Annotated in this window: 14 protein-coding genes; 5 read left to right on the top strand and 9 right to left on the bottom strand. The window is 68.0% G+C overall.

Features of this window, described 5'->3' with window-relative positions; translation table 11 throughout:
* Positions 1-64 precede the first annotated feature (64 nt).
* Both ACIA5C_RS37645 and ACIA5C_RS37640 read left to right on the top strand, forming a co-directional pair.
* Positions 65-1,510, top strand: coding sequence for a hemerythrin domain-containing protein (locus ACIA5C_RS37645; RefSeq protein WP_396063775.1), 1,446 nt, complete (start codon positions 65-67; stop codon positions 1,508-1,510).
* A gap of 137 nt (positions 1,511-1,647) precedes the next feature.
* Positions 1,648-2,325, top strand: a complete 678-nt coding sequence (locus ACIA5C_RS37640; RefSeq protein ID WP_396063773.1) for a BON domain-containing protein — start codon at positions 1,648-1,650, stop codon at positions 2,323-2,325.
* A 71-nt stretch (positions 2,326-2,396) separates the two neighbouring features.
* Here the strand turns inward: ACIA5C_RS37640 and ACIA5C_RS37635 are convergent, their stop codons facing one another.
* From ACIA5C_RS37635 to ACIA5C_RS37610, 6 genes are all read right to left on the bottom strand, one after another.
* Complete coding sequence (locus tag ACIA5C_RS37635) at positions 2,397-2,660, bottom strand: UBP-type zinc finger domain-containing protein (protein ID WP_396063771.1); 264 nt, start codon at positions 2,658-2,660, stop codon at positions 2,397-2,399.
* A 4-nt stretch (positions 2,661-2,664) separates the two neighbouring features.
* A complete protein-coding gene (locus tag ACIA5C_RS37630; RefSeq protein ID WP_396063769.1) occupies positions 2,665-3,480 on the bottom strand; it encodes a general stress protein in 816 nt (271 codons plus the stop codon).
* A gap of 202 nt (positions 3,481-3,682) precedes the next feature.
* Positions 3,683-4,090 (bottom strand): four-helix bundle copper-binding protein, encoded by a 408-nt coding sequence (locus ACIA5C_RS37625; RefSeq protein WP_396063767.1) that lies wholly within the window; start codon positions 4,088-4,090, stop codon positions 3,683-3,685.
* A 24-nt stretch (positions 4,091-4,114) separates the two neighbouring features.
* Complete coding sequence (locus tag ACIA5C_RS37620) at positions 4,115-4,564, bottom strand: DUF1931 family protein (RefSeq protein WP_396063765.1); 450 nt, start codon at positions 4,562-4,564, stop codon at positions 4,115-4,117.
* A gap of 15 nt (positions 4,565-4,579) precedes the next feature.
* Positions 4,580-5,527 carry a PrsW family intramembrane metalloprotease gene (locus ACIA5C_RS37615; RefSeq protein ID WP_396063763.1) on the bottom strand — a complete coding sequence of 316 codons (948 nt, stop codon included), beginning with the start codon at positions 5,525-5,527 and terminating at the stop codon, positions 4,580-4,582.
* A 382-nt stretch (positions 5,528-5,909) separates the two neighbouring features.
* Positions 5,910-6,935, bottom strand: coding sequence for a LuxR C-terminal-related transcriptional regulator (locus ACIA5C_RS37610; protein WP_396063761.1), 1,026 nt, complete (start codon positions 6,933-6,935; stop codon positions 5,910-5,912).
* 1,608 nt (positions 6,936-8,543) lie between these two features.
* Between ACIA5C_RS37610 and ACIA5C_RS37605 the strand changes: the two genes are divergently transcribed.
* Both ACIA5C_RS37605 and ACIA5C_RS37600 read left to right on the top strand, forming a co-directional pair.
* The gene (locus ACIA5C_RS37605; RefSeq protein ID WP_396064077.1) at positions 8,544-9,020 is read left to right on the top strand and encodes an Hsp20/alpha crystallin family protein; all 477 of its coding nucleotides are present in this window, start codon (positions 8,544-8,546) and stop codon (positions 9,018-9,020) included.
* A gap of 38 nt (positions 9,021-9,058) precedes the next feature.
* Positions 9,059-9,193, top strand: coding sequence for a hypothetical protein (locus tag ACIA5C_RS37600; RefSeq protein WP_396063759.1), 135 nt, complete (start codon positions 9,059-9,061; stop codon positions 9,191-9,193).
* On the opposite strand, the gene ACIA5C_RS37595 is transcribed toward ACIA5C_RS37600, so the two are convergent.
* Positions 9,183-10,358 carry a zinc-dependent alcohol dehydrogenase gene (locus ACIA5C_RS37595; protein WP_396063757.1) on the bottom strand — a complete coding sequence of 392 codons (1,176 nt, stop codon included), beginning with the start codon at positions 10,356-10,358 and terminating at the stop codon, positions 9,183-9,185. The genes ACIA5C_RS37600 and ACIA5C_RS37595 overlap by 11 nt on opposite strands.
* On the bottom strand, positions 10,355-10,897 hold the full coding sequence (locus ACIA5C_RS37590; RefSeq protein WP_396063755.1) for an SRPBCC family protein: 543 nt from the start codon (positions 10,895-10,897) through the stop codon (positions 10,355-10,357). Before ACIA5C_RS37590 ends, ACIA5C_RS37595 begins: the two co-directional genes overlap by 4 nt.
* Positions 10,898-11,254: 357 nt before the next feature.
* On the opposite strand from ACIA5C_RS37590, the gene ACIA5C_RS37585 reads away from it, so the two are divergent.
* Positions 11,255-12,391, top strand: a complete 1,137-nt coding sequence (locus tag ACIA5C_RS37585) for a hypothetical protein (protein WP_396063753.1) — start codon at positions 11,255-11,257, stop codon at positions 12,389-12,391.
* Here ACIA5C_RS37585 and ACIA5C_RS37580 read toward each other — a convergent pair.
* On the bottom strand, positions 12,346-12,585 hold the full coding sequence (locus ACIA5C_RS37580) for a hypothetical protein (RefSeq protein ID WP_396063751.1): 240 nt from the start codon (positions 12,583-12,585) through the stop codon (positions 12,346-12,348). The genes ACIA5C_RS37585 and ACIA5C_RS37580 overlap by 46 nt on opposite strands.

Below are 12,585 nucleotides of genomic sequence, written 5' to 3'. Positions count from 1 at the left end.
GTCGCCGGGCGGGTCCACCGGAAGATGCACGGGCCCCGCCGCATCCCCGACGCGAGGAGGTCTCGTGTTCGAACCGTTGGACCACCCTGGAATCCCGGTCGACCATCATGGCCGGCACTGGCACGACTTCGACCTCGAACCGGTCGACGCCCGCGCGACCGCTCCGGGCACCCGCTACCGGATCAGCATGATGATGGCCGTGGAAGCGAACGGCGAGCACTTCGACCGGCAGTTCGCGAACCGCGTCCAGGACAACGACGCACGCCGGTCGGTGGGCAGCCTGGGCGACGCGACCGCCGTGCGGCGCCGGCACATAGCGGCGGTACGGGCACCGGCCGGTAGCGCGGCGGAGGACGCGATCGACCGTGAACGGGCGGCGTTCAATATGGCCGGCTGGGCGGCTCGCAACGAGCGCGAGCCGGACCGGTCGTCGGCGTACCGGCAGCAGGCGTGGCAGCATCTCCAGCGCCTGCGCCGCTACGCCGAGTTCGGCGAGCGCGCGCATCTCCCCTGGGCGGGTCAGATCGCCGAGGAGGTGGACGGGTTGTGGCCTCCCCAGGACCCCGCGCCGGCTCGCACCCGGACACCTTCCGCCCCGGTGACGCAGCCGCTGTCTCTACTGCACGACTGGATGGTGCACGCGGCCGGCCGGTGGGCAGCCGGGTACCGGCCCGAACCCATCGACGGTGGCTGGGAAGCGCTGGTCGTGCACGAGTCGGCGGGCCGCTATCTCTACTACGGGTTCATGGCGGAAGAGGACGACCGGCGGCTGAGGCGGATGTGGGAGTTGCATCTGCAGATGCAGCTGGCGCATTTGCGCGCGGCTTCGGATCTGCTGCGGCGCTACGGCGGTCGTGACCCGCAGGAGGTGATCGGCGAGGGCCTGCCCGAGCCGGTGAGCCTGCGGGCCGACCGGCCGCTGGTCCGGGTCCGCGAGCCGGAACGGCCGGAACGCGGCCGCCGGAAACGGGATCGGAAGCCGACGGACCGCGGGCAGGACGTGCTGGAACTGCTGACCGCGCAGCACGCTCGGATCAACCGGCTGTGCGGCCGTGCCGCCGGCTCCGGAGACGAGGCGCGTCTGGCGTTCGGTGACCTGGCGCAGTTGATCGCGGTGCACGAGATCGCGGAGGAGCAGATGATCCGCCCGCTCGTGCGGCGAGGGCACCCGGACGACCATCTGGCCGACCGTCTACTCGAAGAGGAAAGCCAGATCAGCGACGCGCTGTCCGACACCGTGCGCGCCGCCGCCCACGGCCACCTCGACGACACGATCGGCGGTCTGCGCGACATGGTGACCGCTCACTCCCGCCGTGCCGAACATGACGAGTTCCCGGAGCTCCGCAGGAGCGTGCCGGTGCAGGAGCGCAGGGAGATGGGTCAGGCGGTGCGCGCGGCGGAGGCGGCGGTCGCCGCCGAAGCGGATCCGCGGGACCCGGCGCGGGCCGGCGCGCGAGCTGTGGCACGGACGGCGGACCGCGTCCGCGACGTGCTCGCCGGCTTTTCCTGAGGCGCAGATGCGCTTCTACCCTGCCGCGGGTGAGCCGGAGTCATCCGGTCCGGGCCGAGGGTCGGGACAGGCCCTGGCCCGCCGGCGGCGCGAGCGGGGCGGCACCGCAGACGAACGAGAGGTCTTGGAGGACCGACATGGCCAGCACAGTGATTACCCGCAGCGACGAGGACATCCAGCGTGAGGTGCTGCGCGAGCTGAAGTGGGACGCCGAGGTCGCGCCGAACGAGATCGGCGTGGCCGCGAAGGACGGGGTGGCGACCCTGACCGGCTGGGTGGACACGTACAGCAAGAAGTGGGCCGCCGAACGCGCGGCGCTTCGTGTCCGCGGGGTCAGGGCAGTCGTCAACAACATCGAGGTACGCCTGTCGCCCAGCCACGAGCAGACCGACGTCGACCTCGCTCAGTCAGTCACGCGGGCGCTCGAGATGGACTCGCTCGTACCCGACGACGTGGTGAAGGTCTCGGTGTCCGGCGGCTGGGTCACCCTGCGCGGCGAGGTGGCCTGGGACTACCAGCGGCGGGAGGCGCAACGGGTGGTCCGGTACCTCACCGGCGTCAAAGGGGTCAGCAATCTCATCAGCGTGCGGCCGCGTACCGGCCCGTCGTCCGGTGATCTCAAGAAAAAAATCGAGGACGCCCTGGTACGCACGGCCGAGACCGATGCGGAACGGATCCATGTCACCGCCGAGGGCCACAAGGTGATTCTGACCGGAAGCGTACGGTCGTGGGCGGAGCGCCGCGAAGCCGAGCGTGTCGCCTGGTCGGCGCCCGGTGTCGCCGAGGTGGAGAACCTGATCACGATCAACCCGTGAACCACGATCCAGACGTCCGCCGGGGTGCTCGTCCTGGACGAGCACCCCGGCGACTGTTTGTGTCGTTCCGGTCAGACCATCGTCTCGTCCACGTAGCACCAGCGCCAGTTCTCCCCGGGCTCGAACGACTGAACGATCGGATGATCTACGGTGTGCGCGTGCGCCCGCGCGTGCCGCATCGGTGACGAGTCGCAGCAGCCGATATGCCCGCAGGTCAGGCACAGCCGCAGGTGCACCCAGGGGGTGCCCAGACGCAGGCATTCGGCGCAGCCTTCCGGGGTCTGCGGGACGACCGGCCGGATCATGACGACGTGCGGGTCGGAGGCGATAGTCATGGGCTCAGGCTTCGGCTTCCTTCAGAATTTCCTTGTCGGTGACCGTCAGGTGGACGGCACCGTCCTGCACACGGTCGATCTCGTCCGCGGCGACGTACCCATCGGACTTGAGGAAACCCTTGCGGTCGACCTTGACGAAGCCCAGACGCAGAAGCCGCTCCCCCAGTTCGCCGACTACCCGGGGCTCGCCGTTGTCCGTCTCCTCGCCGAGAGTGGTGATCGCCTCAGGATCACCGAGCTTTACGAACTCGACCTTGCCGACCTCCTTGCCGGCTGCGTCGTGAACCCGCATTCCCTCCACGACCTGGGAGATGGGACCGATCGCGCTGCCGCGGTACTTGTCATGGCGCTGGACGTCGCTGCCGCCGGCATCGGTGAGCACCTGCTGGGCCCTTGCCACATCCTGCTCGGCGCCGTGCACGACCACCAGGTAGCTACCGGCCTTGACGAGTTGCTCATATTTGGCAATGTGCTGCTTGGCGACGAAGTGGCCGAGGATCGCGCCGACGCCGCCGGCGACCAATGCTCCCGGGACGGCGCCGATCGCGGCGGCCGCCAAGGGACCGAGCACGATGAGCGGGCCCGCGCCGGGAACGAACAGCAGTGCGCTGCCCGCCAGGAGGCCGAAGAGTCCGCCCACCCAGGCGCCGGTCGCGGCACTTGGGCCGGCGATGTCCCCGGTGGTCACGTACCCGTTCAACCGGATCTCGCTCTGCAGGTCCCTGCCGATCACCGAGATGTGGTCGATCGGGAATCCCGCGGCGGCCAGCCGCTCCACGGCGGCCTGCGCCGAGTCGAGGTCCGCGAAGACGCCGATCACAGCGCGGTCGTCCGCGCCGACCGGTCGGCTGTCCGCCGCGGGGACATCCGTGCCGATGGTGCTGAGCCGGTCGTCCGCGGCCGGCCGGTGGGGTACGGGGTTCAAGGTATCGGTCATGATCCGCCTCCGGGCTCTTGTCGACTGCTCTGTTGCCGCACTGGCGCTCCGGCGCCCGCATCGTGATCGTTCGTAGGCCGCCGGCTCATCCGAGCGAGCCCAGCAGGTGCCGACAGGCCTGACCGCACTTGCGGCAGGCCTCCGCGCAGATCACGCTGGCTTCGTTCGCCGGGGCGTGTTTCCGGTGTTCCTCGTAGCCCGCACGGCAGTTCTCGATGAGCGCCCGCAGCACCGCCTCGGTCACCGCACGGTCGTAGGCGGTGGGCCGGGACAGTACCCGCACCGCCGAAGTGGCCATGTCCGCGCAGTTGAGGGCCATGCCGGCGGACCTGCCCAGGTGCGCCGCGGACGGGTCCGCGATGCATGCGTCCGCGCAGGACGTACAGCTCTGCGCACAATTGAGGCACTCCGTGACGGCGATCACCAGCGCGTCCTCGTCGATGCCCGGCAACGTGCGCGGATGGGCGTTCAGGATGGCCGCAACGTCCGTCATCCGGCTGCGCTCCTCATCGCGTACTCACATCAGCTCGTCGAAGATCCGCATGGCGCGTTCCCACTGCTGGATCTGCGGATTCTTCACCTCGGGGTCGACGATCTTCATGATCTTGCCCAGTGCCAGGGCCAGTCCCCCGACGATCTCGGGCAGCCGCTTTTCGGTCTCCTCACTGGGCACGCGGTCCAGCGGCGGGTACGTCGCCAGCCGGTCCAGGACCGGCTTCAGCTCGATGTCCGCATCCATCTTCCGAAACCTGTAGATGTTCTCCTGGAGCCCTTTGGTGACGGGCAGGTCGTGCGGCTCGACCACATCGCGGAGATTGGCCGACGCCGTGGCCTGCCCCGTCAGGAGCAGGTCGTAGACCTTGTGCTCGACGAAGTCCGAGAAACGTTTGAGGTCGTCCTTGTCGACGTCCAGTTCGGCGGCGAGCCGGAAGAAGCGTTCGAACCTGGCGACTCCGAACACGGGCATACGGATGGTCCCTTCTCAGCGTCCGGTGCCGTACACCGACGGCGGGACGTGGATAGGCGGGGCGACACGGTCCAGCCGGGCCGACCGGCGCCACAGGACGATCAGCCAGGCGATCCCGATGATCGAGATAACCGCCAAGCCGACCCATTGCAGGATGGAGAACAGATTGACCTGCTCCGCGCTGGGCTCGATCAGCCAGCCCTGCGGCGACGGGCGCAGCCGCTCACCCTCGGTCAGCAGCAGGGTCAGGTACAACGCGATGCTGTGCATCGAATCCCACAGACCGTGCAGGATGGACACACCGAGGTACGACAGGACCAGTTTGCCGGTAATCGTGAAGCGGCCGCGCCGCGAGGTGGCGAACAGTATCCCGCCCAGAATGGCGGTCCAGAGGCCGTGTCCGACCGGCGCCAGCAGGCCCCGGATCAGCTCGCTCTGCACGAGCTGGATGATCGACAGACCGTCGACCGTGAAGAGGGCGGTGAAGGCATAGCCGGCGGATTCGAAGGCGGCGAAACCGAAACCGACGGCCGCACCGAGGATCATGCCGTCGCGCAGGGACCGGGTCCGCAGATGACGGGTCAGCACCATCAGCGCAACGAATTTCACCCCTTCCTCGATCAACCCGACGCCGAAGAACAACCACGGTGACGGGTGCAAGAGGTAGGACTCGAGCACCGATGCGCCCAGCACACCCAGGACGCCGCCGGTGAGGAACGTCGAGAAAATCAGCCCCGCGGTCAGCTCGCCGGTCCCCCGGCGTTCGAACGCCCACACGACGAAGGTCACCGGCACGAGGAAACTGCCGAGCAGCACCAGCGTAGGGATCAGGTTGGGGTTGCCGGTGAGAAAGATGACCACGACAGTGGCCACCCAGAGTGCCAGTCCGACAAGGAAGATACGCAGCCACATCCGGCGTGTCGGCCGCGGAACGCTCCCCTGGTCGCGTACGACGTCGACCACGACGGACCTCCTGTCGGCTACGAAATGTTCGTCTGTGCCGCGCAACGCGGCCCGCGACGCATGCGATATCCAGGATTACCGTGGCCAGGTGCCGACGTCGATTGGCATCATTGCCAATGCCTTCGCCCGGAATCGGTGCGCCGCGGTCAGCACTCGTCCTCGAGCCCGTCGATGAGCAGGGTGAGACCGATGCCGAACATCCAGATGTCCTCGGCGATGGCCATGCCCTGCTGGGTCGGGCGCAGGCTGCCCTCCTCCCGCATTGCGGGGGTGCGGAGGTACAGGCCGAGCAGACCCGGCCGAGAAGGCTGTCAGTGCGGTGCCCGCCACCACGGTGGGTACTACCGGGAGCAGCAGTGCGGTCCTCAGGCGGGGAACGGCCTCAGATGCCGGCGAGTTCCTGCGGGATGTACAGGGCCTCGTGCAGCGACCGCACCGCGGCCACGGTCCGGCTCGGCGCGTCGAACTTGGCCCGGATGTGCTCGAGGTGAGCCGCGACGGTGCGCTCGGTGATGAATAATCTGCTGGCGATGTGCTGGTTCGCCCGGCCGTCGATGAGGAACCCGAGAACCTCCAGTTCGCGGCGGGTCAGGCCGTGCAGATCGCCGGCCCGGGACAACACGACGAGGGCGGTGAGGTAGGACGGCGGCCCCGGAGGGCAGGCGATACCCGTGACCATCATGTAGTCGTCCTGGCTCTCCGCACCGGGGTTAGGGCATAGGAACGCGACATGCGTCCGGTGGTTGGTCAGTTTCCCGAGGGTCGTGGGCACAACCCGGGATTCTCCGGTGAGCAGCGGATGCGACGGCAGGCCCGGCACCTGGTGCACCCTTCCGACGCGGTCCACCACCACCGAGGCCCGCGCGTTCGAGACCAGGGCGGCGAGTCCGACCACCGTGCTCATCGGATCGATCGCGTCCGCCAGCATCGGCGCCACCATGCCGATCGCGTCGCGGGCCTCATCGCTGGGCTGGTCGGGGGTATCCGTCAGCAGCGACATCACCCCCAGTCTCCGGCCGTCACGGGTCACCAGCGGGACGCTGAGGCCCTCGCGATATCCGGCCGGCCACCAGAGTTCGGACCAGGACGGGTATTCGAGGGCCGGCAGCGGCGCGTCCCGCAGGCACATCGGCCGGCGCCGCTTAAACAGCGCGACCGCATCGATCTGCTCGGTGAACGTGGGTGATTCTAAGTACGAGCGGCCAATGCCGTCGTGACCCACCACCGCCGCGGTCACGTGCCGCCGCTGCTGGGGAGCGAACATCCCGATCCAGCCCGCGGCGAACGGCACCAGCCGTTCCAGCGGCTCCCACAGGACGTCCAGCAAATGACTCGAGTCGCCGGCCGAGGCGGACATGTGACTGATCTCCACCGCAAGTTGCACTGCGCTTGCCAGAACATCTGGCATGACGCTCCATCCCACCAGCATTCGATGGCCGCAGCCCCGGCCCTCCCGCGCCGGCAGCCCCGGCGTCAAGGCTTGAGTACGACCTTCTCGCGGTTGTCTTGCTTTGTTCTTGAACATCCAAGCCGTGCGGCGCCTGATCGAGCGGCAGCCGCCTGATTGACCTTGTCGGGATGCGCCATAAAGGTCGGATCATTTTCCGGGCGGCGCCGGACACAGCTATGTCTGACGTCGCTCGGCGGCGTGATCATAGCCCCGCAAATTTCTCGAATTCCCTTTCTTCGTCGCACCCCGCACACCCTTATGTAGCCGGTAGGCGCAGAGCAGGACGCCGCGCCGGACGAGGTTCCGACGTAGACATACCACGTCGGGGAAGCAGGTACACCTTTGCGCCGCGAAAAGAATCGAGCTTCTTGAGTTACACGGTACCGGCCGCATTGAAAGCGGTGGGAAGAGGCGGTACGGTCGCCGCAGTTAAGCAGCCGCCGGCCCTCCTGCACCGGCCACTGCGGGCGACCGTCGAAACCTCCGCGGCTGCCTCGAGAAGTACGACCTGCCATCGGCGATGCGGCGTACCCCGAGGTCAGCGGTGGCTGGACCAGGAGTGCCCCGCTGGTTACTTCCCGGTTCCATTCGGCACCCAGCCGATCCCGAACGCTTGTACGAGATGGTGACGGGGTCGGCAGGAATCGCCGGAACACTCACCGACCAGATCGCGGTTATCGAGCTGCTCACGGTTGCCGGATCGCATTCAACGGATAAGGGTGCCGCGCTTCTACGACGATCTGGCCCAGGCGCATATCGCCGCCGAATTCGGTGTATCACAGGTGCACTTCTGCCACCTGCTGATGCGCGGACCGACGTGGCTCCGAGCGGCGATACTCGATGATTCGGCGCCACCTGCGTAGTGCCGGGAACTGCCACGGCATCGACGATTTGGACGTCGCATCAACGCGCGGACGACACAGTCACCGTTGCGGTCCGCGGCGAGGTCGCGCGTTGCCGGCATCGGAGCGAGCCGAGGCACTATGCACCGTTCGGAAAAGACCGGATCAGGACTACCGGATCGGACTGAATCGTCCGGCGGTTCGGTCCCCCGGCCGCTTTCGCCCGAGCCGGGCGGATCATTCGGCGTGCTGCCGGAGTGATCATCGACGCGAGCCTTTCGCAGCTGGGGCACCTCAACGGCCCGCGCCCCTCCTCGGACGGAGAACCTCTCAGGAACCTGAACTCGTCATGTGAAAGCCCAGGAACACGGTCCAGGAGCTGGCCTTGTCGAGTCGCCCGTCGAGCATTCGGCCGGCATGTTCGGGAACCGGAATCAGATTGCGACGAACGGAGAGAACACCGTGGTGCCGAGGACCACGCACCGGAAATGCGCCAGCACGAAACAGCGGTCGTGCTGGTGGAATCGATCGGCGGACAGGACCGGCCGCGCAGCGCGCCGATCCGGTCCCGTATCACCTCGCGGCGCGGTCCTGCAGGAGCGCCCGATCCCCTTCGCGGGGTGAGGCGGCCCCACCCCCGCCGCGACGACGATGGTGGCGATTCACGGAACAGTGCAGCGCCGCCGCCCGGAAAGGCGCTCGAAAGAAAGGACAGACCGTGACCATGACGCTTCCGCGCCGGTATCGGCAGTACGCCACGCCCGCGCGCCGCGGGGACCCGGTAGCCGAGATCGAACAGCTCCAGGATCAGATGGGGCAGATCATCAACAACTTCTTCCGCGATCCGGTGGGGGCTCTCGGTTCCCAGCAGCCGCCGGTGTGGGCTCCCCCGGCCGACATCGAAGAGACGGATGACGCGTATGTCCTCCAGCTCGACCTACCCGGCGTCAACCGGGACGAACTGAACATCGAGTTGCGTGACAACGAGGTACGGATCACCGGCGAGATCAAGGAAAAGGAACGTACCGGGGTGCTGCGCCGCCAGACGCGGCGGGTCGGGCAGTTCGAGTTCATGGTGACACTGCCCGGTGACGTCGACCCGGAGAAGGTCGAGGCGTCCCTGCACGACGGCGTCTTGACGGTACGGCTGGGCAAGGCCGCCGCGAGCCGTCCCCGGCAGATCGAGGTCAAGGCGACCTGAGCACGACCGAAGGGGCCGGCGATCACAGCGGTGATTCGGTGCAGATCATCGAGGCGTCCGTCGAGCGGTTGAAGCAGGAGATGACGGCGGTCATCTCCTGCAGCGGCCGGGACTTCTTCGAGGAGGACACCCTCCTGGCTGCACGCCGGCTGTGGTTGGCCGTCAGGGTTTGAGGACAACCTTTTCGCAGTCGTCCTGCTTGTTCTTGAAGATCTCGAAGCCGCGTTCAGCCTCGTCGAGCGGCATGGTGTGGGTGATGACCCGGGTCGGGTCGATCTCTCCGCGTTCGATGCGGCGCAGTAGCGGGCTCATGTAGCGCTGCACGTGGCACTGTCCGGTGCGCAGGGTCAGTGCCCGGTTCATCCAGGCGCCGGCGGGGAATTTGTCCAGCAGGCCGCCGTACACACCGATGACCGAGACCACGCCGCCGCTGCGGCACGACATGATCGCCTGGCGCAACGCGTGCGGGCGATCGGTCTCCGACCGTACGGCCTGCTTGACGCGGTCGTACGCGGCAATGTGCGCGCTGCCGTGGGTGGCCTCAAGGCCGACCGCGTCGATGCACTTGTCCGGTCCCCGCCCCCCGGTGAGTTCCAGCAGCTGGGACCGCACGTCGACCTCCTCGAAGTTCACCGCGGTGTGGCCCGCCTGTTCCGCCATCCGCAGCCGGTACGGCTCCTTGTCGATGGCGATGACCTTCGCGGCGCCGAGCACCCGGGCGCTGTCCATGGCGAACTGGCCGACCGGGCCGGCACCCCACACCGCCACCACATCGCTCGACTGGATGTCGCACATCTCGGCACCCATGTACCCGGTGGGCAGGATGTCGGAGAGGAACAGCACCTGCTCGTCGGTCAGATCGGACTCGATCTTCAGTGGACCGACGTCGGCGAACGGCACCCGCGCGTACTGCGCCTGGCCGCCCGCGAAGCCGCCGGTCAGATGGGAGTAGCCGAAGATCCCGGCGACCGGGTGGCCGAACATCTTCTCCGCGATCCCCGCGTTGGGGTTCGAGTTCTCGCAACAGGAGTACAGCTCGGCGGCGCAGGCGCCACAGGCGCCACAGGCGATCGGGAACGGCACGACGACCCGGTCCCCGATGCGCAGACGATCATGATCGACGCCGGCGCCGACCTCGATCACCTCACCCATGAACTCGTGACCCATGACGTCGCCATCCTGCATCGTGGGCACATACCCGTCGACCAGGTGCAGGTCCGAGCCGCAGATCGCAGTGGAGGTGATGCGTACGATGGCGTCGCGCTTGTTCAAGATCCTGGGGTCCGGCACGTCACGGACCTCGACCTTGTTGCGGCCCGCCCAGGTGTTCGCCCTCACGCGTCCGCTCCCTTCTCGAGTTCGACGTCCGACAACGGTTGCGCCGGACGCTGCGGGAACTCCTTGCGGGCCCGCTTGCCCCACGGGGCGCCGTCGGACCGGACCACTTCGCCGGTCTCCATTACCTGCTTGAGCCGGCGCAGGTCATCGTCGAGCTGCTGGTGCGGTTCCTCGCCGAAGTACTTGGCGACCGCTTTGCCGACCGCGCCGCCCGGGATGTCGTAGACCAGGACGACGTGCACCTCGGTGCTCACACCGTCCGGGGCGGGCACGAACAGGACCGTACCGGCGTTCGGCACGTCCGGTTTTCCGGTCGACCGCCAGGCGAGCTTCTTGCCGGGCGTCTGGTCGACGATCTCCGCGTCCCACTCGACGTTCTTGCCGAACGGGGCGCCGGCGATCCAGTGGCTCGTTCGGTCACCGGTAGCGCGGACCTCGTCAAGATGCGCCATGAAGGTCGGAAGGTTCGCCAGATCGTGCCAGAACGCATACACCTCCGGCACGGATTTGCGAATGGTTGTTGTGGCCGTCAGATCCATGGATCCTCCTTCGCGCGCAGCTCCCCGCACCCGGCACGGAGCCGATCTCATCCGCCCGGGCGGTCTGCGCTGGGGTCAATAGGTAGGTCCACCACCGTGATCCCGACAACGGCGCCGGTGACACCCACGATCCGCCGGCGGCGTCCGTCACAGGGGCGAAGCCGCACCGAGCGAGGTGAGGTCCATCGCGTCGCCCACGACCAAGGGTGGAGCGTTCAGACCTCGGGTGCCCCCGGGAACCCTGTCTAACCCTTTATCGACCGCTGTAAGGAACCCGCATGGCGACAAGAAGCCATCCGAGCCGAGCCGAAGGCAATCCACCGGCATGAGCCGGCGCCGCGAGGGCATGCGTCGGCAATGGTGACGACGGACGACCCGAACAGCGAAGACACGGCCGACGGCTACCGGACAGTCGTGGTAGGCCTGATCGCCACGCCACCCGACCACCCCGCCCGGGTCGCGCGGCGGCTCGCCGACGAGCTCGCCGACCTGTTGGACCGGGAAATCGACGACCACGTGCGGTGGAAGGTCCGGACCGGGTGGGGCTCGATCGCGCCGCGCCGCGACGGGGGTGTCGAGGCCCTGCTCGACGACGTGACCGAGCGCCGAGAACACGAGGGCTGGGACGTCGCGATCTGCCTGACCGACCTGCCGCTGCAGATGCAGCGGGTGCCCATCGTGGTGCGGACGTCGACCGCCCGCCACGCGGCCGTGCTGTCGTTGCCCGCCCTCGGCCTCGGCCAACTACGAGCAGTGCGAGCCGTCGCGCCCGGCCTCGTCAAGGGACTGCTGCAACCGTCCACGCTCGACGGCGCGCCGGAGGACCGGGAACCGCTGGGGCATCTCGTAAATGTCGTATCGGCTATCCATCGCGTCCTTGCTGCCGGCGGCAACGGCGAGAGTGGCCTGGTCGCCTCCCGTGTCCGGGGCGGGCTGCGGCTGGTGACCGGAATGGTACGGGCCAACCGGCCCGGCCGGGCCCTGCTCGGGTTGTCCAAGCTTCTGGTCGGCGCGTTCGGTACCGCGGCCTTCGCGCTCACTACCAGCACCATCTGGCAGATGGCCGAGGCGCTGAGCGCAGTGCGCCTGACAGTGATCATGATGCTGGGCATCGGGTCATTGATCGGCTGGCTCATCATCGCGCACGACCTTTGGGAAAAGTCCGGTAACGGTACGCCGCCCGAGCTGGCCCGGCTCTTCAACATCGGTACGGTGCTCACGCTGTGCCTGGCCACCGCGTTGTCCTACGTTGCGCTGTTCGTCGGGACGGCGGCCGCCGCATGGCTGCTGATCCGCCCGTCGGTGCTGCAGCACTCGCTGCAAGCGCCCATCGGGCTCGCCGATTACCTCACCCTGGCCTGGATCGTCAGCTCGCTGGCCACGGTCGGCGGTGCGATCGGTTCGGGGCTGGAGGACGAGGAGACCGTACGGGCTGCGGCGTACGGCTATCACCCCGATCCCGGCGGCTGGCTCGACGAGAAGGGCGACTCGTAGCCGGGCTGGCGGTCGCCGCCATGGTCGTCGGCTGGGGCGTCGCGCAAAACCCGTACCTGCTCGGCACCCATGCCGGCATTGCCGACGAGGCCGCGTCCGACTCCACCATGGTCGCCGTGGTGGTGATCGTCGGGGTGGCGGTCGCTTTCGTCGGCCCGTCGTTCACCTTGCTCTATACCTTCCAGCAGCGCCAT

Source organism: Actinoplanes sp. NPDC051343 (genome assembly GCF_044455125.1).
Lineage (GTDB): Bacteria > Actinomycetota > Actinomycetes > Mycobacteriales > Micromonosporaceae > Actinoplanes.
Note: the sequence above shows the minus strand (reverse complement) of the source record. Positions and strands in the feature narration are given on the sequence as shown.